Annotated in this window: 21 protein-coding genes; 9 read left to right on the plus strand and 12 right to left on the minus strand. The window is 63.0% G+C overall.

Annotated features, from left to right (window positions below):
* Window positions 1–9: 9 nt before the first annotated feature.
* A complete protein-coding gene (locus QQL28_RS01435) occupies window positions 10–1,158 on the minus strand; it encodes an N-acetylglucosamine-6-phosphate deacetylase (RefSeq protein WP_284260289.1) in 1,149 nt (382 codons plus the stop codon).
* Window positions 1,155–1,937 (minus strand): glucosamine-6-phosphate deaminase, encoded by a 783-nt coding sequence (locus QQL28_RS01440; protein ID WP_284260290.1) that lies wholly within the window; start codon window positions 1,935–1,937, stop codon window positions 1,155–1,157. The genes QQL28_RS01435 and QQL28_RS01440 overlap by 4 nt, the downstream gene beginning before the upstream one ends.
* Before the next feature lie 133 nt (window positions 1,938–2,070).
* Between QQL28_RS01440 and QQL28_RS01445 the strand changes: the two genes are divergently transcribed.
* The 4 genes from QQL28_RS01445 (at window position 2,071) to QQL28_RS01460 (ending at window position 6,375) form a co-directional block, all read left to right on the plus strand.
* Entirely contained in the window at window positions 2,071–3,108 is a 1,038-nt protein-coding gene (locus tag QQL28_RS01445) for a LacI family DNA-binding transcriptional regulator (RefSeq protein ID WP_284260291.1), read from the plus strand.
* 114 nt (window positions 3,109–3,222) lie between these two features.
* Window positions 3,223–4,566, plus strand: coding sequence for an extracellular solute-binding protein (locus QQL28_RS01450; RefSeq protein WP_284260292.1), 1,344 nt, complete (start codon window positions 3,223–3,225; stop codon window positions 4,564–4,566).
* A gap of 67 nt (window positions 4,567–4,633) precedes the next feature.
* Window positions 4,634–5,521: a carbohydrate ABC transporter permease gene (locus tag QQL28_RS01455; protein WP_284260293.1), complete on the plus strand. Its 888-nt coding sequence runs from the start codon at window positions 4,634–4,636 to the stop codon at window positions 5,519–5,521.
* Entirely contained in the window at window positions 5,518–6,375 is an 858-nt protein-coding gene (locus tag QQL28_RS01460; protein WP_284260294.1) for a carbohydrate ABC transporter permease, read from the plus strand. Before QQL28_RS01455 ends, QQL28_RS01460 begins: the two co-directional genes overlap by 4 nt.
* Before the next feature lie 77 nt (window positions 6,376–6,452).
* Here QQL28_RS01460 and QQL28_RS01465 read toward each other — a convergent pair whose 3' ends face one another.
* The 3 genes from QQL28_RS01465 to QQL28_RS01475 all read right to left on the minus strand — a co-directional run bounded on the left by QQL28_RS01465 (window position 6,453) and on the right by QQL28_RS01475 (window position 8,210).
* Entirely contained in the window at window positions 6,453–6,863 is a 411-nt protein-coding gene (locus QQL28_RS01465) for a nuclear transport factor 2 family protein (RefSeq protein WP_284260295.1), read from the minus strand.
* Between the two features lie 232 nt (window positions 6,864–7,095).
* The gene (locus QQL28_RS01470) at window positions 7,096–7,491 is read right to left on the minus strand and encodes a nuclear transport factor 2 family protein (protein ID WP_284260296.1); all 396 of its coding nucleotides are present in this window, start codon (window positions 7,489–7,491) and stop codon (window positions 7,096–7,098) included.
* Window positions 7,492–7,535: 44 nt separating this feature from the next.
* Entirely contained in the window at window positions 7,536–8,210 is a 675-nt protein-coding gene (locus QQL28_RS01475) for a hypothetical protein (protein WP_284260297.1), read from the minus strand.
* 149 nt (window positions 8,211–8,359) lie between these two features.
* Between QQL28_RS01475 and QQL28_RS01480 the strand changes: the two genes are divergently transcribed.
* Window positions 8,360–9,247, plus strand: coding sequence for a LysR family transcriptional regulator (locus tag QQL28_RS01480; RefSeq protein ID WP_284260298.1), 888 nt, complete (start codon window positions 8,360–8,362; stop codon window positions 9,245–9,247).
* A gap of 51 nt (window positions 9,248–9,298) precedes the next feature.
* Here the strand turns inward: QQL28_RS01480 and QQL28_RS01485 are convergent, their stop codons facing one another.
* From QQL28_RS01485 to QQL28_RS01510, 6 genes are all read right to left on the minus strand, one after another.
* Window positions 9,299–10,270, minus strand: a complete 972-nt coding sequence (locus QQL28_RS01485; RefSeq protein WP_284260299.1) for an HlyD family secretion protein — start codon at window positions 10,268–10,270, stop codon at window positions 9,299–9,301.
* Complete coding sequence (locus tag QQL28_RS01490; protein WP_284260300.1) at window positions 10,257–12,587, minus strand: ABC transporter permease; 2,331 nt, start codon at window positions 12,585–12,587, stop codon at window positions 10,257–10,259. Before QQL28_RS01490 ends, QQL28_RS01485 begins: the two co-directional genes overlap by 14 nt.
* Complete coding sequence (locus QQL28_RS01495) at window positions 12,584–13,645, minus strand: HlyD family secretion protein (protein ID WP_284260301.1); 1,062 nt, start codon at window positions 13,643–13,645, stop codon at window positions 12,584–12,586. The genes QQL28_RS01490 and QQL28_RS01495 overlap by 4 nt, the downstream gene beginning before the upstream one ends.
* A gap of 281 nt (window positions 13,646–13,926) precedes the next feature.
* Complete coding sequence (locus tag QQL28_RS01500; RefSeq protein WP_284260302.1) at window positions 13,927–14,283, minus strand: hypothetical protein; 357 nt, start codon at window positions 14,281–14,283, stop codon at window positions 13,927–13,929.
* A gap of 102 nt (window positions 14,284–14,385) precedes the next feature.
* Window positions 14,386–14,823 carry a response regulator transcription factor gene (locus tag QQL28_RS01505; protein WP_284260303.1) on the minus strand — a complete coding sequence of 146 codons (438 nt, stop codon included), beginning with the start codon at window positions 14,821–14,823 and terminating at the stop codon, window positions 14,386–14,388.
* Window positions 14,824–14,899: 76 nt separating this feature from the next.
* Window positions 14,900–15,529, minus strand: coding sequence for a response regulator transcription factor (locus QQL28_RS01510; RefSeq protein ID WP_284260304.1), 630 nt, complete (start codon window positions 15,527–15,529; stop codon window positions 14,900–14,902).
* Between the two features lie 271 nt (window positions 15,530–15,800).
* Between QQL28_RS01510 and QQL28_RS01515 the strand changes: the two genes are divergently transcribed.
* Window positions 15,801–16,268, plus strand: coding sequence for a helix-turn-helix domain-containing protein (locus QQL28_RS01515; RefSeq protein ID WP_284260305.1), 468 nt, complete (start codon window positions 15,801–15,803; stop codon window positions 16,266–16,268).
* Between the two features lie 70 nt (window positions 16,269–16,338).
* On the opposite strand, the gene QQL28_RS01520 is transcribed toward QQL28_RS01515, so the two are convergent.
* A complete protein-coding gene (locus tag QQL28_RS01520; RefSeq protein WP_284260306.1) occupies window positions 16,339–18,036 on the minus strand; it encodes a two-component system sensor histidine kinase NtrB in 1,698 nt (565 codons plus the stop codon).
* Window positions 18,037–18,077: 41 nt separating this feature from the next.
* On the opposite strand from QQL28_RS01520, the gene QQL28_RS01525 reads away from it, so the two are divergent.
* From QQL28_RS01525 to poxB, 3 genes are all read left to right on the plus strand, one after another.
* Window positions 18,078–18,890, plus strand: coding sequence for an acetoacetate decarboxylase family protein (locus QQL28_RS01525; protein ID WP_284260307.1), 813 nt, complete (start codon window positions 18,078–18,080; stop codon window positions 18,888–18,890).
* Between the two features lie 145 nt (window positions 18,891–19,035).
* Window positions 19,036–19,839, plus strand: coding sequence for an acetoacetate decarboxylase family protein (locus QQL28_RS01530; RefSeq protein WP_284260308.1), 804 nt, complete (start codon window positions 19,036–19,038; stop codon window positions 19,837–19,839).
* Window positions 19,840–19,919: 80 nt separating this feature from the next.
* Window positions 19,920–21,641, plus strand: a complete 1,722-nt coding sequence (gene poxB / locus QQL28_RS01535) for a ubiquinone-dependent pyruvate dehydrogenase (RefSeq protein ID WP_284260309.1) — start codon at window positions 19,920–19,922, stop codon at window positions 21,639–21,641.
* The last annotated feature ends 15 nt before the right edge of the window (window positions 21,642–21,656 follow it).

A 21,656-nucleotide genomic window follows, 5' to 3' on the forward strand; every position in this document is an offset into this window, starting at 1 on the left:
TCTAGCTCCTCAGGGGTTCAACAGGTAGGGCCGTCCGGCGACATAAACCGTATCAGGCACAAGAGACCCATCTTCGCCGAGACGGAATCGCAACAGATCGGCAGGTGCTCCGACCGCCAGCGTCGGAAAGTTGAACGGCATGCGGGGATTGATCGTTGCCAGCCTCAGCGCCTCTGCCAGCGTCAATCCGGCCATGCGTCTGGCCGTGGCTATTCCAAAGGTGAGGCTGACTGCCGCTCCCGCCAGAAAGGATGTGCCGACGACCTCCAGCCGGCCGTTTGCTTTCAGCTCGACCTTGCCGCCGATAGGCGCGTCATAGATTCCAGGCGCGCAACCCGCGAGTGCGGCGGCATCCGAAACCAGGATCGATCGCTCCAGGCCCTTTGCGCGCAGCATTGCCTTGAAGGTCTCGGGGGGAAGGTGATGGCCGTCGGCGATGAAGCTCGCCCAGAGCCTGTCCTCTGCCAGTTGCGTCCAGATCGGATTTGGATGTCGCGGCAGCGTGGCTGCGATGCCATTGCCAAGGTGCGTTGACAACATTGCTCCCGCCGCGACTGCCGCGGAGATCTGATCTGCTGTTGCGCTGGTATGGCCGAGCGCAACACGAACTCCGCGTGCGTGAAGGCCACGCACATACGCTTCCGTTTCCGGCCAGTGCGGCGACAGTGTCACGAGGCCGATGAGGTTTCCGCTGGCGGCCTGCCACGCGTCGATCTCATCGAGACTCGGCGGTCTGACATGCTCGGCCGGATGCGCGCCGCGCGCACCGTCCTCCGGCGCAATATGTGGTCCTTCAATGTGGACGAAGGGCATCGCGTGCCTGACAAGCGGATCGCCATCGCGCGCCTGCCTAATAGCTCTCAAAGCGTCGATGATCGCAGCATGTGATGCCGTAATGAGCGTGGGGGCAAAACGCGACACGCCGCTTTCGTGGACGGCCGTGGCCAGATCGCGAACCGCCTGGGGATCAGGGCGGGCATTGAGATCGTAGCCCGCAAAGCCATTCAATTGGAGATCGAACAGACCGAGCGACAGCCACAGCCCGTCATCACGCCCGCCATGAATGATGTCTGAAATCCGGCCGTCCTGAATGACGATGGTGCGAGGCTGTCCGGTCTCCGGATCGCGGCCCGAAACGCGTGTTGCCAGATCCGTCATGCGCGTGCCGATCTTTGCAGCGAGAGCTGCGGCGGCGTGGAATCGTGGTCGAGATACAGCGCACATCTTGGATGCGTGCGGAGAGCGCTCGCCGGGCAGGCCGTCCCGATCGGGCCGTATAGGGATCGCTCAACGGCGGTGCGTTTGGATGAGCCGGGCACGACGCAAAAAAGCTGGTCAGCCTCCAACAGCCGAGGAATCGTTAGCGTGATCGCGTGTGTCGGGACGTCCCCGAGGGTCGGGAAGCACCCATCGTCAACTTGCTGCTGTCGGCAGATTGCGTCGAGTTCGACCACCTTGACCTGCTTCGTGTCGTGCAGGTCGGCGACTGGCGGGTCATTGAACGCCAGGTGACCATTGACGCCGATGCCGAGGCACACGAAGTCGATCGGGGCTTCAGCAAGAAGGTTGGCATAGCGCGCCGCTTCCCGCTCCGGGTCCGGTTCCTGTCCGATCATGTGGACCGTGCCGAGAGCGACGCGCGAGAAGAAATTACGCGTGAGCCAGGCCCCGAAGCGCTCTGGCGCATCCGCGGGAAGTCCGAGATATTCGTCCATGTGGAAGGCTGTTACGCGCCGCCAGTCGATATCGCTCTCTCGGGCAAGGGCATCCAGCAACTCCATTTGGCTCGGCGCGGCGGCAAATATCATCCGCACCGTACTATGCCGCGCCAGGCGGTTGCGGAGCGCGACGCCGACGTCCGCCGCAGCCGCCCGGCCCATCGCATCCCGCGTTCGAAATGTCGCGATTCCAGGAGTAACCGAAGCCGTCATGCTCATCCAAGGTTCTGCTGGGCCTGCCCGTCACTTCCCTGCGGAGAGAATGTAATGCAACCGGTTGCAAGTCAAGCTTGCGCCCCGAACCTGATCAAGGCATGTGTAGTTGAATGCCATCTAGAGGAGCCGGCCGAAGGTGAAGCGCGATCCTGATAGCGGCGGGGAGGGGCGTGGATCGGTCGTGCCGACGATAAGTCAGGTGGCGAAGGTCTCCGGGTTCTCCCGTGCGACCGTGTCGCGCGCCTTCTCACGGCCTGAAATGCTGACCGAAGAGACCGTCCGGCATGTCAAGGAGGTCGCCGACAGACTGGGCTACGTGCCAAACCAGGTGGCCCGCGCACTCTCGACCGGGCGCCACGGCAATGTCGCTCTTATTGTTACCGATGTCGCGAACCCGTTCTTTCCGCCGCTGATCAGAGCTGCGCAACTTCGTGCTGACCAAGCTGGGCTGTGCGTTTTCCTGGGCAATTCGGATGAGGATCCCGCTCGTGAGGAATTGCTGGTTGGCCGCTTCATCGGCCAGGTGGAGGGGCTTGTCCTCGCTTCATCGCGTTTGGACGAAGCGCACATCCGACGCTATGCGACGCGTCGGCCGCTGGTGCTCATCAATCGCGATATCGAAGGTATTACGCGGGTATTGATCGACACGGCGCCGGGTGTCGCGGCTGCGATCGCGCATCTTGCCGAGCTGGGGCACCGGCACATCGCCTATGTCAGCGGCCCCACAACGTCGTGGTCCAACCAGCAACGGCGCAACGCCGTCCGGCGCGAAGCGGAGAAGCGTGGGCTCAAGGTGATCGCCGTTCCCGCACGCCCCCCATCCTACGACACCGGCCGCCTCGCGGCCGTCCAGATCATCGCTAGCGGCGTAACCGCAGCGATCGCGTTCGACGACCTTGTCGCTCAAGGCCTGCTGGCAGGGCTCGCTGCGCTCGATGTCGAGGTGCCGAAATCGTTCAGTGTCGTCGGCTGCGATGACGTCCTCGGTGAAACCACCTACCCGCCGCTCACCACCGTGTCGGCGCGCTGTGCCGATGCAGGCGATGTCGCGGTCGGCCTCCTGCTCAGCCAGATGAGTGGCGGCATGTCGGGAGAGATCCGCCACAAGCTGAATTCTCATCTTGTTATTCGCGCCAGCACCGGCCCGGCTCCGGTGAAGCGGAGAAGTCGCTGACGATTTAATCAATGGGCCTCGGAAAGCGGCAATGGATCGCAATTGACACGCAACCGGTTGCATGCGAGCTTTTTCGAAGGATTTTGTCCAATTCCGGATGCGAGAGTGACCTTCATGATGAAACCCGTCGGCAGGTTCGGCTACATGACGCTTCCGGAGGACTGCATTCGCCCAGCGACGTCGGGCCGTCGGTCATGGAGGTCGGCAGCGCTGTTGCTGGCGCTGGCTGTCGCAGTACCTGTGTTTGCTTCGCCCGCGTCGGCGGAGAAGCTGACCATATGGAGCGGGTGGCCTGACCTTGCCCCATTTTACAAGCGCGTCGGCGACCAGTTGAAGAGCAAATATCCGGATCTCGAAATCAGCGTCGAAGCCATTGCTCTGCGCGAGCATGAGAAGCGGCTTGCGCTGTCGCTTCCATCCGGCGCGGCCGGCGACGTCATCGAAATGGAGGTCGAGGCAGCGCGGTATCTCGAGGCTGGCGTCATAACGGAGCCGCCGGCGTCGGTCGTCGATTTCGTCAAAGCCAATTATGACATGACGCGCGTGAAGACCGCCATGTACGACGGCAAGATCTTCGGTGTGCCGTTGTTCCAGGGGCAGGGCGCGCTGTTCTACAACACCGACATGTTCGCCAAGGCCGGCCTCGACGGTCCGCCCAAGACCATGGCCGACTACACGGCCTACGCGCAGAAGCTCGCGCAACGCGATGCGTCTGGCGTGGCGACGGTGAGCGGATGGAGCTTGCGTCTCAGCGGCGGCGGTTCGGGCATCGCGGAGAAGTACTGGACCATCCTCTATAATCACGCCGGAACGCTGCTCGAGGAGAGGGGCGGAAAGTGGCACGCCGCCTATGCGAGCGAGGCCGGCCGCAGCGCGCTCAAGCAGTATCTCGACAACGTCGTGGTCTACCGGACGGTGACCCCCGAGATGAAAGCGGATGCGGAAGCTTTCGAGCTGGGGCAGACCGCGATGTTCATCCGGGAATCCTGGGTGATTGGTGACATCGCCAAGAAGGCGCCCAACCTGAAATACGCGACGGCCCCATTGCCCAAGGGCACGCTGATGGTGCCGGTCGATCTCTATGTGCCGAACAAGGGACCCAAAAGCCAGATCGCCTGGGATTTCGTTCAGAAGGCGAACGAGCCGGAAAATCTGCTCTGGCTGCTTGAGAACACGGCCTGGGTCCCTAACCGCAAGGGGCTCGACTACTCGGCGGTCCTCAAAAGGGTCCCGCAACTCGGCGCATTCGTCAACGTTCCCGCCGACTACGCCTTCTTCACGGTCCCGGCGATCAGCCCGGCGAGCGAAATCCTCACCAGGCTCGCGGCACGGCTGGAGAAGGCATTCACCGACAAGTCGCTGGCCGGCAACGACGCGGCGATCGATGCTTTCCTGAAGTCTGCGGCTGAGGAAAGCGACAAGATCCTCGCGCGGGAAGACCTGCTAGCCAAACCCTAAATTTCCACCGACAGGGGGCCCATTCAATCCAGGCGTCGGCCACTGACCGGCGCTTGCGGGAGGATCCATGCGCACCAAGCCGAAATGGCTGTTTCCAGTTCTGGCGCTTCTTCCGATCCTCGGGCTCTATTGCTGTATCCGCGTTTATCCGATCATCGAGACGCTTCGGCTCAGCCTCTACCAATGGAACATCATCTCGCGGCGCAAGCCATTCGTCGGATTCGCCAACTTCATCGAGCTGACGAGCGACCCGTTGTTTCTCGAAGCGATATTCAACACCACCGTCATCGCCTTTAGCATCGTGGTGATTACCATTCCCGTCGGACTCGCGCTCGCTGCCCTGATCAACAGTCGGCAGGGGCTGCGGCGAAGCGGCGTCTACGAGGCCTCGGTTTTCCTGCCGCACGTCGTATCATTGGTTCCGGCGGCGATGGCCTGGAAATGGATTTTCGACGCCCGGCTCGGCCCGCTCAACGCCCTGATCGGACTGGTCGGGATCCCGGCCCAGTCGTGGCTGTTCGACCCCGTCCTGTCCCTGCTGTGCCTGGTCATACTGTGCTCCTGGCAGGCGATCGGCTATGCCGTCCTGATATTCCTCGTCGGATTGAAGAACGTGCCCGATGCGCTCTATGAGGCCGCGCGCCTCGACGGCGCATCGTCGCTTCAGGCATTCCGCTACGTAGCCGTGCCGCTGTTGAAGCCTGTCATTCTGTACGTGTCGGTCATTACGCTGATTTCGTCTTACAATATCTATGCGCAGGCCTTCGTGCTGGCATCGGACGTCCAGGGTGCACCGGGACACCTCGTTCGCGTCCTCGTCCTCGACATGCTCGAAAACAGTTTTCGAAATTACCGGGTCGGCTATGCAGCCGCAGAAGCCGTCATCCTCCTCGCCATCGTCCTCATTCTGACGGGTGCGCAGTTCAGGCTTTTCCGAGATCGGAGCCGCGCGTGAGCGAGTCCGATCATCCTTCCAGTGGTGTTGGCCAGCACCGGGTCGTCGGCCTCGTGATTGATACGATTCTTTGCGTCGTCAGCGTGATGATGCTTCTGCCGCTCGTGTTCCTGATCAGTAACGCGTTCAAGACGCCACCGGAATTGCTGGCTTGGCCGCCGACCATCGTCCCACATCAGCCGACGCTGGAGAACATCGTCAGCGTCCTGCGCGAAACGCCGCTGTTTCGCTGGATCGGCAACTCGCTCATCTTCGCGACGCTCTCGACCGCGAGCATTGTCTCCACTTCCGCGATCGCAGGTTATGTGCTCGGCAAGTTCGATCTGCCGGGGTTCACGGTCATCTTCACCGTCATCATCGCGACGGCCGTCGTTCCCTTCGAAGTGTACATGATCCCGCTCTACCTCAACGTCCAGTCTGCCGGACTGTTGAACACCTGGCCCGGGCTCCTCGTCGGCTATCTCGTGATGAGCTTCGGCATCTTCCTGATCAGGCAATACGTGATGACGTCAATTCCCGATGAACTCCTGGAGGCTGCACGGGTGGATGGGGCCGGGGAGGGCTGGATCTTCCTGCGGATCGTGCTGCCGCTGATGCGCGGCCCGCTGGGGGCTCTCGCCGTGCTGGCGTTCTTTCAGGCCTGGACCGCATTCGCGTGGCCTCTCGTCGTCATGACCAACAAGGAGACCTACACGCTCGAGGTTGGGCTGGCGTTGTTTCAGACCGGTTTCACCGTGGATATCGGTCATCTCAGCGCCGCCGCTGCCCTGGCCCTGGTTCCGAGCGCGCTGTTCTTCTCGCTAATGCGCCGAAATTTCGTGCGTGGCGTGGCCGCGAGCGGTCTGAAGGAGTGACGCCTTGGCACCTTTGGTGTCGGCAACGTTCCCAAGTACGCAGGGCAGCAAATTCCGAACGTAGATGTGGTCCCAGCCTACGCAGCTGGCGAGTCGAGGAAGACATAAAGCGCCGCGATCTTGCCGTCGCGCGCGATGATGAAATCAACGCCGGTGTAAATCGGTGCTTCGCCTTTCGGTCCCGAACCCCACGCCAGGCGTCCGGAATTGTGCAGCACCTGGGGCACGCCATGAGGCGTGTAAACAAAATGGGGATGCGTTGCGCGAAGATCGCCGGCGAATTTGTCCAGTGCTTCGTGGCCGACAAAACTGCCGGGCGGCGCGTACAGGACACAGTCTTCGGTGTACAGCTCCCGAATCGCCGCCCTTCGGCGAGCCGGGTCACCCTGACCGAACACCTCCGGAAGATTGCGATTCAGCAGCGTCTCGATACTGGCCACGTCTACGCCCACCGACGGCGGGGCATTCTTGCTGGCATGCTGGTCCATCACGGGGCTCCCTTGTCATCCGTGACGAAGATGCGGTCGTTGAAGTGATCGCGAAACAACAACGAATGAAAGTCACCGTTTCCAGATTTGTATCAATCCTAAGTTTGTCGCCGAACGCCTAGCAGATGGCGGTGCGACTGCTGTCGCGTGCTCTCTTCCTAGATCGCATCCCAGCGCTCCGCGAACAGATGTGCGCGATGGTCGGCGTCATTTCAGCACCTCCTCAAGACGATCAGGCCGGAAATTTGTCTCCGAACATCGGCAGACCGCTGCGCGACTGCGCTCCCGTAGCCTCGTCCTGGATGACGTCCCAATGCTCCGCGAGCACTCCGTCCTCCATGCGCACGATGTCGGCGACGATCCACGCCGCCGGCAGACCGTGACCGCTGAACCGCCCGTGGAGAATGACGAAATCGCCGGAGCCTGCCGCGATGTGGTTCTCGTAGCGCAGCGTCGCGGGCAACGATTTGACCAGGTCAAACAGCCCCTCGCGACCGGGTGGAATATGCGCGCTGTGCTGGATGTAGCGCGGAGACCAGAAGCGCTCGGCGGAAGCGTAGTCGCGTTTGTTGAATAGGGTATCAAACGCAATCAGAACGGTTTGAACGGGGCCGGTTTCGTTGGTCATGGCTGTGCTGCCTTCTCGAAGGGAATCAGAGCGGCCGCCCGGCGCTACTTCCGGATCAGTGGGATCTGCAGGTTGGTGGGCCGGTTCTGCTCGGTATCAAAGCCGCGGCCGTCAATATTGCGGGCGCCCCAGAACAGCAGGTCGCCTCTGAGGTAGACGAGGTCGTATTCCATGAAATTTGCCCCTTCCTTCAGACCAAACGGAACAAACGTCTTTCCGAAGATGCTCTGGGGTGCGTTGACGGCCCAAGGCGCGTATCCCGCCGAGGCGACTTTGTCGAGCAAATCGGCAAATCCCACCGCCAGTGGCGTAACCTCGTAGGTCTCATCGGCCACGAAATCGACCCTCTGCGCGCCCGGAGCGATCGGATGCGGACCCTGCCACAGCATGTGTCCGCCGATCTTGATGCGCGCGAGAGGCACGGCGCCGTAAGGGTCGGCCGAGTTGACGACTTCGAGCTCGAAGCGGTCGGACGGCAGATATTTGAAAGCGCGTTTGAGGTAGAACGGCTTGAGCGAGCCGTCGGCGTTCTTGGCAGCGCTTGGACGCACTTCCGGAGCTATGCTCTCCCAGCTGCCCAGAATCGCCTGCTTGATCTTCGTGACGTCTGTTTCCAGGGCGCTTGCCTTTGGTTGGGTGCTTTGCGACTGCGCCGCGGTTTCGCCAATTGCCGTCATCGCCAGAAGCAACGGCAGCGACGCCTTGATGCTTTTGCGCATGCGCTCGCCTTCATCGTGTTTGGATCGGGATATGCCCTGCCTGCCGGGCAGCCCCCCGCGCACAGTGCCTTCCTGCTATAGAGAGAGCTGGCAGGCCTGAAAAAGACTTTGTAGGCTGGCCCTATGCCTGTGAGATATGGGAGCTTGGAATGGAGCTGCGGCATCTCCGCTACTTCGTCGCTGTGGCCGATACCGGCAGTATGACCGTTGCCGCCGAGCAAAAGCTGCACACTTCGCAGCCATCGCTGAGCCGGCAAATCCGGGATCTCGAACAGGAAGTCGGCGTTCAGCTGATGCATCGCAGCGCTCAGGGTGTTGAGTTGACGCAGGCCGGCAAAGCGTTTCTCGACCATGCGCGAATGGCGCTGGTCCAGGCGGAAGCCGCCAAGGAAGCAGCACTGCGTGCAGCTCAGCCAGCGCGTCCGGCGTTCGCCCTCGGCTTCATGTCGGGGGCCGAAATCGGCCTGTTGCCCGAGGTGGAGCGCGTCCTTCGCGACGAGTTTCCCGGCATCGACATTCGCCTGTCGAGCGATTACTCGCCGGTGCTCGCCAAGGCCTTGATGAGGCGCAAGCTCGATGCGGCCTTCATTCGGCCGGAAGAGAAGATGGAAGATCTGAGCTACAGGCGCGTGCGTACCGACCCGCTGGTTTTTGCATTTCCGAGCGACCACCGCCTGGTATCGCTCGCAGCAGTCACGCCGCAAGAGGTCGCCCATGAAGCTTTCTTGCTACCATCCAAGGCCGCCCCTGCGGTCCGCCGTGTCGTTCTGGAGTATTTTGGCCGGGCCGGGGTCGAGCTCAGGCCGGAACATGAAGTGCACAATGTCGTCCACGCCATATCAATGATCACATCGACGCGCGCGGTGATGATGTTGCCGGCCTATACGAAGGGATATCTGCCGGAATCGATAACCACGCGTCCGGTGCAGGGAGAAGTGCCGACACTCGACCTGGTTCTCGCCTACCATAAGGCGAACAAGTCGCCGATCCTGAAGCTGCTGCTTTCGAAGGTCGGCAAGGTTGCCGGAGCGTCCTAGATACGTCGGGCCTCTTCGATCAGCCGGTCCCGGAAAACCATCAGCGCCTTGTTAGTGCTCGATCCAGACGGTCATACCCGGCTCGAGGTCCGCCGCCTTACCCCGTGGGTCCAGGCGCAAGCGAAGCGTGTTGCGGTCGTGATCGCCGATGACCCGTTCGGCCTGCCAGGTCGCGAACACGCCCAGCGGCCGGAGTTCGGTCACGAGGGCCGTGGCCGCGGCGTCCGTCCCGTTGCGCGTCACGTTCATGGTGCTGCCCATCGCGACGCGACCGAGATGGTCCTCGCGCACGTTGAATGAGAGCCATTGCTGGCCGGCTGCCTCGACCATCAGGATCGGCTGGCCGGCGCGGACGTTTTCACCCACCTCCGCGGCAATGACGCTGACCACACCGTCGACCGGGGCGCGCAGCACCATCTTGTCGAGACGGCGCTCGAGCACGGTGACCGCGGCGGCTGCGGCCTGGACCTGCGCATCGGCTATCGCGCGCTCCTCACGGGTCGGACCCGCCACCGCCGCATCGTAGTTGGCCTGGGCCTCAGCGACGTCGGCATTTGCGGCCGCCACGTCGTTCTCGGCCTGGTCGAGCGCTTGCTGGGGCTCGAAGCTCTGTCGCGCGAGCGTACCGGTGCGCGTGAGCTGGGCTTGCACGTAGTCGAGGCGGGCGCCTGCCTTGGCGATGGCAGCCTTCAGGGAGTCGACCTGTTCGCGGCGGACGCCGGCATAGACGTTGTTGCGGCTTGCGGTGGCGGACGCTAGCGCGGCGCGCGCCTGATCCGCCTGCGCCGTCAACTCCACCGCCGAGAGCCGCGCCACGACATCGCCGGCCTTCACAGAGTCGCCTTTCTTGACCGCGATCGACACGAGCTGGCCATTCACCTCCGGCTCGACCCTGACCTCGGTCGCCCGCACGACGCCGACGAGGGCAACCGGCAGCGCAGAGCGGCGCGCGGAATAGATCAAGGCGCCAGCGACGACGGCGAGCGGAATGGCGACGATCGCGACACGGCTAGCTTTGCGCATGTCCCTGTCCTCTCCTGACGGCAAATGCCGAGATCACCGCAAGCGCAAAATAACCCAGCGCCAGACACCACAGGACGCGCCAGTCATGCGCGACCTCCCAGATGCTGGCCCCCATCTGGTTGACACGCACGAGACCATCGATCGCCGAGTCCGCCGGGAAAATTCGCCCGAACGCAAGCGCTACGTCCGGAATCGCTTCGCGCGGCCAAGCAAACCCGGCCATGAAGAACTGCGGCAGGCTGGTCGCCAGCAGGAGGATGGTGGCGTTCTCCGGCCGCGTGAACCAGGCCCCGACCGCCTGTCCCATGAAGCTCGTTGCCAGCAGGAAGACGCTGGCGAGCGCGAGGATTTGCGGAAGATGGCCGAGCGTCGAAAACCCGTAGATGCGTGGCAGCACGATGACATAGAGCGCGAGCGCGGGAAGGTAGATGGTCAGATGAGCGATGCCGCGGCCGAGCACGCCGGCAAACGCTCCGCCTCCCGTCGCGAGCGCAGTGCCGGTCAACATCGCCGCGCCGATCAGCAGGGTCTGCTGGAGGATCAGAATGAACGCCGCCGGAACGACGTAGCTCGCATAACCGCCCACTGGGTTGAAGATCGGCTGGAGCAGGACATCGGCCGGGCTCGACGAAGCGAGCTTGGCTTTGACCAGGCTTCCATCCGAGCGCGCGCCTCGCGAGATCAGCTCGGACGTCAGCGCTCCGATGGCGGTGGCAACCCCGCTGGCGCTCGATCTGAAGATGAACAGATAGGTTGCATCTGCATAAACCGGGATGTGGGCGGTGATGCCTTTGAGCACATCGCGCTCAGTGTTGGGCGGAATCTCGACGGCGGCAAAGGCCTGCCCACGATCGATCGCGGTGCGAGCTTCGGCCAGCGTTCGGGCGCGAACCACCACGCTCAATGCGCCGCTCGCATCCAGCGTCTCGACGACCTGCCGGCTGAGATCGCTCAGGTCGTTGTCGACGACTGCGATGGGAAGCTTGCGAAGAATCTGGTTCAGATAGGGTTGCGGATAATAAATACCGTAGACCAGGGGCGCGAGAAACAGGAGGCTGAAGGCGCTCCGCGCTCCCAGCACCCGCCGCCACTCCGCCGCGAAGGCGCCGCCGATGCCGCGCGGCGTGTGGCTGGCCTCAGACGGCTCGGCCGGCCGCGCCGCCGCAAACCAGCCCCTGCGCGTGAGGCTCGCCATGCGCAACAGCGCGAGGCCGGCAAAGAGCAACGCCAGGCCTGCGAGCACCGCGAAGGGAACGGCGGAATCCGCGACCGGCAATCCCTGCGCGGCTTGTCCCAGCAAGACGGCCATGTACCAGCGCAGCGGGAGGATTGCGCTCCAGGTTTGCGCAAAGGCGTTCATGCCGATGGTGGGAAAGCCGACGCCCGCGTAACCGAATGCGGGAGAGGCAATGAGGCCTGCAAGCCCGAGTCCGGTTGCGAGATCGCCGACCAGAAGCTGGAGCAGAGCGCCGAGTGACAGATAGGCAATAATCAGCAGCGAAGCCGCGACGATCATCAACGGCAGATCGCCCCTGAATGGGATATCCAACAGGCCCTCGAGGAACAGCGGCTCGGCCAGCATGACCAGGAAGAAGATACAGAACAGCGGTGCGAGCTTGCCGGCCAGCGCGACCACCGGATCGCCGCCGGCGCTTTCGAGCCAGGCTCGGGCGTCGCGCCGGCGGAATTCGGAGCCGACCGAATAGCCGGCGGCAAGCGTGATCACCACGTGAATGATGGTCGGCAGCAGCGCGCGCAGCAGAAACTGCGCATAGTTCTTTTGCGGATTGACCAGCGCCATGGTCTCCGCCTTGAGCGTTCCCAAGGACGCCGGTGCAGGCGCAGCGCGGCTCGCGGGAGCAGCCACCGCCGCCGCGGCGGAGAGCGAATCGCTCAGGCCCGAAGACGCGATGCCGGACGGGGTCAGGAACTGCTGGTTATAGAATCCGACGACCTGTGGGCGGCGCGCGGCCTGCAGGTCGCGCTCGAAATTCGGCGGGATATAGACGGCCGAGATCGACTTGCCGGAGCGTATGTCCTGCACGGCCGTGGACAGCGTGCCGGAGCGGTCGACGATATTCAGGCTCGGAGATGCCGCAACGTATTCCACAAGGGCGCGCGAGGCGTCCGACTTGTCCTCGTCGACAACCGTCACCCCAAGCCCGCGGATGACGGGATGGCTGAACACCGTCGTCAGGACCACGAACGCGAACAGCGGCACGCCGAAGATCAGGAGCATCGCGACCCGGTCATGAAGCAGCCAGCGGCACTCGCGGCGCGCGACCAGCCAAAATCCAGGCTTTGGGGCCGACATCATTGCCGCGATCGCCAGTCGAGATAGGCGCTCATTCCGGGTCTGAGCTCGGGCACCGGCTGGACCGGGTAGGCGCGGATCGAAAACGTCCGCAAGTCGAAATCACCGGACGCACGCGTGGCGCGCCAGCTCGCATATTCGCCCTTGGTTGCGATGAGCTTGACCTCGACCGTGACACGCCGGTCGTCGAGGGCCGGAATCCGGACGTCGAACCGGTCGCCGACCTTGAGGCCTTTGACGAGATCCTCGCGAAGGTCGAAGTGGATCCAGACGTCGGCGAGATCGATCAAGGTCACGAGCGGGACGCCGGGCGACACATACTCACCGGGCTCGATATTGCGCTGATAGACCTGCGAGGCGACCGGAGCATAGACCACGAGCTGGTCGATGATCGATTGGACGCTCTGAATATCGGCATCGGCCTTCTCGACGTTGGTCTTCGCGATCGCGCGTTCCTCCTTCGTGTAGCCATTGACCGCCTGCTCGTAGGCCGACTTAGCCTGATCGACGGCGCGCTCGCTCTCATGCAGCGCATCGGTTACCTGGTCGAGGCGGGCCTGCGGCGCATTGCCTTGCTCGGTCAGGGTGTGCGTGCGGTCGAAGGTCTTCTGCGCCAGCACCACCGCTGCCTGCGCGCGCTCCATTTCCGCCTTCCGTGCGGCGATGGTCTCGACGCGCGTTCCGACGAGAACATTGGCGAGTTGGGCATCCGCAACAGCCTTTGCCGCTCGCATCTGCTCGTGTTTGGCCACCGTCTCGGGATTATCGATCCGTACGAGGACGGCGCCTGCAGGAACGTTCTGGCCGCGCTGGAAGGGTATCTCCTTCACCCTGCCGTCGACACGCGCGGCGATGTCCAGCCGCGTCGCATCGGCTTCGCCTTGCACCAGCAGCGGTTCCGGCCGCAGCAGATAGAAGATGGATAGCGCCGCAACGACGGCGGCAACGACACCGACAATGATGGAAGGACCACGCGCCGCATTGCGCGGGCTCTTCGTGTGTCCCGCGCTAGCCGGATCGGGATTGGCTTGAATGTCGTTGTCGGAGGTCGGCATGTCCATACACTGATCCACTTGGTTCTTGACCGGGATAGCCGCTTTCCATGTCGTGCTTGTAAAGCCTCGTCCGCCTCGTTGCGCCGCTATGGGCGATGCTCGTCATCGAGGAGGAAAATTAACACGCCGCGCGGCAAACACCTAGGACGGCTTCTCATGCCCGACTTCCGCGCGGGGCCTTCACCCCCGTCCGGCGATCAGAACACCAGGAGCGCCGGCGCTGCTTGGAAACCCTTGCTGCAATTAGGCTGGAGTTGCGGTCCTAACCGGTGCCACGGGCCTGGCGATCAGCTTCGCCGGGCAGTCCAGTATCCCGCGCAACGCGCAGTGCCGGAATAGCCGCTCCAGCGTCCACTGCCGGCATCGCCCGAAAGACGGCCGCTGCCGGAGGCAAATTTGTCCTGAACGGTCACCGACGCACGGACCGCGCCGGATCCGGCGACATAGCCTCTGAACCTGACAAGGTTCGGATGTGTCACGATCCCGTTGGAAATGTTGACGGAGAAGCTGTAGCTCGTATCGCATGCGCCTCTCTGCGTCACGAAAACGAGATCCCAGGCGCCGTCGAAGTTCGAACGAGCATGGGCGCCGGAGTTCAGAGCGACGAGACAGACCGCTGCCGCCCAACAGACACACTTCTTCATCTCGATATCTCCGAGCTGTGGTTTCTGGTTCGATAGTCGTCGCCACAGCCCTGCCGGACGGACTAACCCACGTTCGCGCCAGGCGGATTGTCGAAATCTGCTTCAATCGTCTCGACTGCCCGCCCGATCCGGATTGCGATGCGTCGTCTCGGAAGGAGCGACGTCAGGTTGCAGGGCTCCCAATACCCGTTCGAGGCAGTCAAGCAGCGTTTTGGCCTCAAGCGGCTTGCGGAGAAAGCAGGTCGCGCCGCATGACATTGCTCTCTCCTCAAGGCCCGGCTCGGCGCGAGCAGTGATCATGATCACGGGCAGCGCCGCATGCCGGATGTCGAGCTCCTGCTTGAGATCGAAGCCGCTCATCCCGGGCATCTGGATATCGGTAATGGCGCAGGCGAACAGCCCGAGTTCGTGCGATGCGAGAAAATCCTCCGCCGAGGCGAAGCCGCGGCCATCAAACCCGAGCGACCGCACGAGCCCGATCAAGGCCTCGCGCATGGAAGCGTCGTCGTCGACGATCGAAATCAGAGGTTCGGCCGTCATCTGTTTGGTTCCTTCCGAGCCGATGACTGGCGAGTTCCTGCCGGCGCGACCTCGGCACGAAACTGTCAAGCACCTCTTAGCCTGTCCTGTTCTTCAATGCGTCCGCCATGCGGACCAGTTCTGCGAGCGAGCGGGCGCCCATCTTGCGCATCGCCGCACCGCGATGAATCTTGACGGTGACCTCGCTCAAGCCAAGCTCTCCCGCGATCTGCTTGTTCATCCGGCCTGCGGTCACCAGGGCCATCACCTCGCGCTCGCGCGGCGACAGGGTAGCGTAGCGATCGACGATGGCGACCGCGTGCTGCTCGCTGGCGCGGCGCTGCCGGTCGCGGCCAAGTGCCGCCGTCACCGCATCGATCATGTCCTGATCGCGGAATGGCTTTGGCAGGAAATCGACTGCTCCGGCCTTCATGGCGCGCACCGACATCGGGATGTCGCCGTGTCCCGTCATGAGGATGACCGGCAAGTCGATCCCAAGCTTCACGAGCCCCTCCTGAAAATCCAGGCCGTTGGTCCCCGGCAGGCGGATGTCGAGAACGATGCATCCTGGAGAGTCAAGGTTGTCGGCCCTGAGAAACTCCGCGGTCGAACCATAGGTCTTCGCGTTCAACCCCACCGACCGCAGCAGGCTGCTCAGGCCATCACCCAGCTGCGCATCGTCGTCGACGATGTGCACTGTGGGGGTCTCATCTGGCGCCCTGGGCATGCTGCTTTCCAATCAGCGATGGCGATGGCCACTCCATAGCACGGGAGGGGTGGCCGCATCATCACACCTAGGTATGACCAAGGCTCGGCGCCGCTGAGTCGCCTGCAAATCGATTTGCCGCCGCGGTGCTCATACCAAGGTGTGAGCGGATCACACGCACGCACGATTGGTCTCAAGAGCGGCGCCGATCATGCTCGATCACGATCAAGCAGCGCCTCGCGTCAGCGGTTCGCGGCTGGACAAAACCACAAACCGATCGAGGAGCCCCAGCATGTTCAGGGTCATGAGCGAAGAGCAGAGCAACAGCATGACCGGGGCGTTCGAGCCATTTGCGATCGGGCTGCAATCCGCTCCGTCGCCGTCGGTGCCTCTCGTCTCCAACCCGATCGTGTCGGGAGGCCTTGCTCGAGGCGGACTTCGGCCGAGGGCTGTGCGGCGAATACGCGAGTATATCGACCAGAACATCGATCGACGGATCAGCGTCGAGGCGCTGGCGGCTCTTGCGAACCTGTCGGTCTGCTACTTCGTTCGGGCATTCAAACAATCCGTAGGGGTCACGCCCCACGATTATCTGATCCGTCGGCGCGTCGAACGGACCATGCAGCTGCTTGCAGAGACCGATATACCCTTGTCGCAGATAGCGCTTGCGGCAGGCTTTGCCGACCAGAGCCACTTTTCCAGGCGCTTCCGTCAACATGTCGGAATGTCGCCGCGCGACTATCGCTGGTCACGGCCCTAGCGCGGAGGGCAGGCGTCGGTGGTCTCGGACAATACCAACATCGGAGCGGCCGATCGGAAAAAACGACCGCTTACCTCAGCAGCGGCAGTCTGATCGTGAACAGTGCGCCACTGCGATTGCCGGTATCAGCTGCAATCGATCCGCCGTGGCTCTCGACGATGGTGCGGCAAATCGAGAGTCCCATACCCATCCCGCCCGGCTTTGTCGTGGAGAAGGCGTTAAAGAGCCTCTTGGCGATCTCCGGATCGATCCCGGGCCCCGTATCCTCGATCTGGAGGACCGCCATCCGCGCCTCCGGATCCTCCGGCGAGACGCCGGATCTGATCGACAAGATTTTCGGGCGATCCCCGGTCTCTGACATCGCCTGGATCGCGTTGACGACGAGATTGATGACCACCTGTGCAAGTTGCACCCGGTCGCCCAGCACGATCTGTGCCGGCGCCTGCAGATCGAGCTTGAGTGCAACGTCGTTGCTCATCATCTCGCGCTCAATGAGCGGGATGACATCCGCAACGATGTCGCTGAAGGTCAGTGCGACGCGAGTTGGATTGGCCTTGCGCGCCATGGCCCGCAAACGCGTGATGACCTCCGCCGCGCGCCGGCTGTTGCCGATCATCCGCTCCACGGCGATCCGTACCTCTTCGAGATTGGGTTCATCTCGCAGCAACCATCGCAGACATGCCTCCCCATTTGTCACGACTGCGGCGAGCGGCTGATTGACCTCGTGGGCAATGGATGCCGTCAGTTCACCGAGCGTACTGATGCGGCCGACGTGCTCGAGCTGGCTGCGCGCCTGGTGCAGCGCGTCCTCGGCGTGCTTCTGCTCGGTGATATCGCTGTTCGTTTCCATGGTGGCGATGGGGCGACCGCTTTCATCGCGCTGCACGGACCAACGGCTCACCACCAGGACCTCGCCTCCGTCCCGGCGGGTGTGAACGAGCTCTCCCTGCCAGCGGCTTTGATCCGCAAACTGTTCGGCGCCGCCGGCTGACGGCGGGTATCTGGTTTTCAGGAGCGCGGAGGCGTTCCGGCCCAGCGCCTCCTTTCGGCGCCAGCCGTAGAGCTCTTCGGCGCCGGCGTTCCAATACGTGATGAGGTCGTTCCGGTCGCGCACGAAGATCGCATCATGCGTCAGATCGAGCAGGGCGGCCTGCGCGCTCAGGCTCTCGGCTGCTTCCCGATTCCAGAGCGCGGACATGGTGGCGACGCCAATCGCACAAAGGCTGATCAGGATACGAAGTGCCGGGCCGCTTTCAAAAGCGCCGCCGTGAACGATGGCAAAGCTGAGGATGGTCTGCGTCATGCAGACGCCGCACACGATCAATATTCCGCGTCGCTCGAGAAGATTCGCCGACGCGATCACGATGACGGCGTAGAGTACGGCGATCTCGATGTCGAGCGGGGCGAAGGTATCGATCGCGAAAATGACGGCCGCACCGGCGAGCGTCAGTGCGATTTGGAGACGAGTCGGTCTCATCGTCAGGCCAGATAGGCGTTCCGACAGCAATGGTCCCGGCGCGTGCCGACGTTGGCTACTCTCGAGCGGCGGCATCTCGGGTCCCACCTTGGTTGTACCTCGCATAGCGGACCCGTGGAGGCGGCCGCTTGTCTGGACACGCCCCGACTTGCATGTTCGTGCGGTAAAGCCGTGAGGTGATGCGTGCAGCCACGATGCCGAGACCGCAGGGGCGCACAAGTCAGCGCATATTTCTTCAAGCGGTAGGTCCGCGGCGGTACCTAGATTGCGAGGCGACCAGCAGCGCTTCACGCCACATCGAAATGCGTTGCCGGCCGGGGAAGGGCCTGCAAATGCTGAAGGGCTTCACGGTGCCGCGGACGCCTCGGGGAGTCGCGGCGCTTGCACCGCCGCCCCCTTGGCATTTCGCGGGAGACGTTCTGGCGGTGGAGTTCTGGAATGACCAGGATGCCGCCGCCGAGAGCCTTCCTGGTGGCATTGAGCTCGATCCGAGCCGTGCTGGTCGGTCCGTCGCCCTGTTCGCCGATTTCCAGTTCACCGCGCAGGCCGATGAGTATCTTGACCCCGCTCGGTATCAGTGCCGCGAATTCATCGTCTTGCTCGATGCGATGTGGCAGGGAGCTGAAATGGCCTGGTGTCCTTATGCGTATGTGGACAATGATGCCGCGCTCGCGAGAGGATGGATCCAGGGCTATCCACAGAAGATCGGTGTCGTGCACCAGACGCGGACGTTCGCCGTCGCAGGTGCCGCGTCGGCGCCACTGGTCCGCGGTTGCCGACTGGCCGCCTCCGCATCTACCCACGGACGCCTGTTGGCGCAAGCTCGGGTCACCCTGCGCGACAGGGTAGACCAATTGGCGGGTCTGCTCGACCGCCCGATCGTGGCGCGGCGCCATTTCCCGCGGCTCAGTGCCGGCCTTCACGACAAGCCGGTCGTGGACGAACTCGTTTGTTGCAGGATGCACGACGTTCTAACCACGAACATTTGGGTCGGCGATGCAGATCTCGTGTTTCCGGAGGCGCACGGCGAAGAGATCGAGATGCTGGGGCCGATCAAGATCGGCCGCGGATTTCGCTTCTCGTTTTCCTGCTCGGTGTCCGACAGCGAAGTGCTGATGGATCTGACCACGGATGGTCGCCGTTGAGCGACTGCCTATCGGCAGTGAAGGCGGCGCCGGATGAAGGACGATCTCAACCGCAAGAACAAACAAGCCGGCGCAAGTCGATGAAATCAATTGCGCCTCGCTTCGATAGAGTCCTGGACATCGATGACATACGCAGGAGGTCGACGTGCTGAAGGGATTTACCGTTCCGAGATCGCCATTCGGTCAGGCGGCGCTGACGCCGCCGCCGCCCTGGCACTACTCCAGCGACGTCGTGGGGGTAGAGTTCTGGACCGATCCCGATGCGACGGCGGCGACGCTGCCGAGCGGTCTGTCTCCCGATCCGGACTCGAACGGCCGTGCCGTGATGATGTTCCTGGATTGGCAGTTCACCGCCCAGGACGATGAATTTCTCGATCCCGCCCGGTATCAATATCGCGAGGCATTCGTGCTGCTCGATGCGAGGTATCGCGCCACGCCGGTGATGTGGTGTCCCTACATTTACGTCGACAACGATGCCGCGCTTGCGCGTGGCTGGACGCAAGGCTTTCCGAAGAAGCTCGGTAGCATCTTCCAGACGCGCACATTTGCGGCCGCGAGCCCTGCGGCCGCGCCGGTCAAGTCCGGCGGCCGCTTCGGCGCGAGCCTTTCGGCGCACGGTCAGCGTCTGGCCGAGGCCTGCGTCACGCTGCGCAAGCCTGTGGCGAACGGGCTGTCGCTTCTCACCCGCCCGACGGTGCTGCTCAGGTACTTTCCACGGCTTGCGGCGGGACACCAGGACAAGCCGGCGGTCAATGAGCTCGCGATGTCGATCACCGACAGTCTCACCGTGGCGGAGGCTTGGGTCGGCGATGCCGAGCTGCGGCTTCCCGAGGTGCAAGGCGAGGAGCTCCACGCGCTCGCGCCGCGCCGGATTGAATCTGGCTTTCGCTTCTCGCTGTCGTATTCGGTGACCGATCTGGAGATCCTCGAGGATCACACGCAGAAGTGACAGGAAGTGGGCGTTGCCGCGACTGTGACGCCCAGCGATCTTTGCGAGGGGCCAGCCGGCAGCCATGAAGGAGAAATTCCGTGAGCAGAACTGCGTCTGAATACCTCGTCGAAGCCCTCGAAAGAACCGGTGTCAAGCGGGTCTATGGTGTGGTCGGCGACTCCCTGAACGGCTTTACCGACGCGCTGCGTCGGAGGAAGTCAATCGACTGGATCCATATGCGCCATGAGGAGGCCGCGGCATTCGCGGCGGGCGCGGAGGCCCATCTCACAGGAAACCTCGCGGTGTGCGCCGGCAGTTGCGGTCCCGGCAACCTGCATCTGATCAACGGCCTGTTCGATTGCCAGCGCAACGGCGTGCCGGTCTTGGCGATCGCCTCGCACATTCCCAGCAGCGAGATCGGAATCGATTATTTCCAGGCAACCCATCCGGAAAGCCTGTTCAAGGAGTGCAGTCACTACGTCGAGCTGGTGTCGTCGGCGAAGCAGCTCCCGCAGATTCTCAAGCGTGCGATCCGCGTCGCCATCGCCAAGCGAGGCGTCGCAGTCGTCGTCCTGCCGGGGGATGTCGCACTGACGCCGCTCGACGCGGACGTTCCGGAATGGATGGCGCCTTCCGCGCCCGTTGTGCGGCCGGGTGAGGATGATATTGAGGCGCTCGCGAACCTCCTCAATGGAGCGTCACGGGTGACATTGTTCTGCGGCGCAGGCTGTGCAGGCGCTCATGACGAAGTCGTCGAACTCGCCCGCAAGCTGAAGGCGCCGATCGTGCACGCATTCCGCGGCAAGGAGTTCATCGAATACGACAATCCCTACGATGTGGGCATGACCGGCCTCGTCGGCTTTGCTTCCGGCTATGCGGCCATGAAGAACTGCGACGCGCTCCTGATGCTTGGGACCGACTTTCCGTATCGCGCGTTCTATCCGGAGCACGCAAAGATCGCGCAAGTCGATGTGCGGCCGGAGGCGCTCGGTAACCGCTGCTCACTTCATCTCGGCCTGCTCGGGACCGTCAGTGATACACTGGCCGCCCTCCTGCCGGCGATCAAAGAGAAGACCGACTCCAGTCATCTCAACGATGCGCTGATCGACTACAAGAAGGCGCGGCGCGATCTCGACGCGCTGGCGGAGAGTGGCCCGAACAGCAGCATCATCCATCCCCAGTACGTTACGCGCCTCGTAAGCGAGCTCGCGGCAGACGACGCGATCTTCACCTGCGATGTGGGAACGCCAATCATCTGGACGGCGCGCTATCTCAAGGTCAACGGCAAACGCCGGATCATCGGCTCGTTCAATCACGGCTCGATGGCGAATGCGATGCTCCAGGCGATCGGCGCACAGGCGACCTATCCGAACCGCCAGGTCATATCGATGTCGGGCGATGGCGGGTTCGCCATGATGATGGGAGACTTCATCACGCTGGTCCAGATGGGCCTGCCCGTCAAAGTCATCGTCCTCAACAACGGTACGCTCGGCTTTGTCGAGATGGAGATGAAGGCGAGCGGCTTCCTGGATTCCGGCTGCGACCTCAAGAACCCGAACTTTGCCGTGATGGCGGAGGCCATGGGCGTGCGTGGCATCCGGGTCGAGAAGCCCCAGGAGTTGAAGGGCGCCGTCGAGGCCGCGCTGGCGCATAAGGGGCCGGTGCTGGTCGACGTGGTGAGTGCGCGCCAGGAACTCGCCATGCCACCGAAGACGACCGTCGACCAAGCCTACCATTTCGGGATGTTCATGATGAAGGCAGTCCTCGATGGCCGGGCGGCCCAACTGATCGACCTCGCCAAGGTCAATCTCTCTCGCTGAGGCCGACGGGAAAGG

The sequence above is a fragment of the Bradyrhizobium iriomotense genome (assembly GCF_030160715.1).
GTDB lineage: Bacteria > Pseudomonadota > Alphaproteobacteria > Rhizobiales > Xanthobacteraceae > Bradyrhizobium > Bradyrhizobium iriomotense.

Excerpts from the sequence above, each read along its gene's own strand:
- QQL28_RS01480 (WP_284260298.1), top strand. The coding sequence starts at position 8,360 with ATGGAGCTGCGGCATCTCCGCTACTTCGTCGCTGTGGCCGATACCGGC.
- QQL28_RS01510 (WP_284260304.1), bottom strand. The coding sequence starts at position 15,529 with ATGCCCAGGGCGCCAGATGAGACCCCCACAGTGCACATCGTCGACGAC.
- QQL28_RS01525 (WP_284260307.1), top strand. The coding sequence starts at position 18,078 with ATGCTGAAGGGCTTCACGGTGCCGCGGACGCCTCGGGGAGTCGCGGCG.
- QQL28_RS01485 (WP_284260299.1), bottom strand. The coding sequence starts at position 10,270 with ATGCGCAAAGCTAGCCGTGTCGCGATCGTCGCCATTCCGCTCGCCGTC.
- QQL28_RS01440 (WP_284260290.1), bottom strand. The coding sequence starts at position 1,937 with ATGAGCATGACGGCTTCGGTTACTCCTGGAATCGCGACATTTCGAACG.
- QQL28_RS01515 (WP_284260305.1), top strand. The coding sequence starts at position 15,801 with ATGTTCAGGGTCATGAGCGAAGAGCAGAGCAACAGCATGACCGGGGCG.
- QQL28_RS01450 (WP_284260292.1), top strand. The coding sequence starts at position 3,223 with ATGATGAAACCCGTCGGCAGGTTCGGCTACATGACGCTTCCGGAGGAC.
- QQL28_RS01500 (WP_284260302.1), bottom strand. The coding sequence starts at position 14,283 with ATGAAGAAGTGTGTCTGTTGGGCGGCAGCGGTCTGTCTCGTCGCTCTG.
- QQL28_RS01465 (WP_284260295.1), bottom strand. The coding sequence starts at position 6,863 with ATGGACCAGCATGCCAGCAAGAATGCCCCGCCGTCGGTGGGCGTAGAC.
- QQL28_RS01505 (WP_284260303.1), bottom strand. The coding sequence starts at position 14,823 with ATGACGGCCGAACCTCTGATTTCGATCGTCGACGACGACGCTTCCATG.
- QQL28_RS01455 (WP_284260293.1), top strand. The coding sequence starts at position 4,634 with ATGCGCACCAAGCCGAAATGGCTGTTTCCAGTTCTGGCGCTTCTTCCG.
- QQL28_RS01435 (WP_284260289.1), bottom strand. The coding sequence starts at position 1,158 with ATGACGGATCTGGCAACACGCGTTTCGGGCCGCGATCCGGAGACCGGA.
- QQL28_RS01490 (WP_284260300.1), bottom strand. The coding sequence starts at position 12,587 with ATGATGTCGGCCCCAAAGCCTGGATTTTGGCTGGTCGCGCGCCGCGAG.
- QQL28_RS01495 (WP_284260301.1), bottom strand. The coding sequence starts at position 13,645 with ATGGACATGCCGACCTCCGACAACGACATTCAAGCCAATCCCGATCCG.
- QQL28_RS01475 (WP_284260297.1), bottom strand. The coding sequence starts at position 8,210 with ATGCGCAAAAGCATCAAGGCGTCGCTGCCGTTGCTTCTGGCGATGACG.
- QQL28_RS01470 (WP_284260296.1), bottom strand. The coding sequence starts at position 7,491 with ATGACCAACGAAACCGGCCCCGTTCAAACCGTTCTGATTGCGTTTGAT.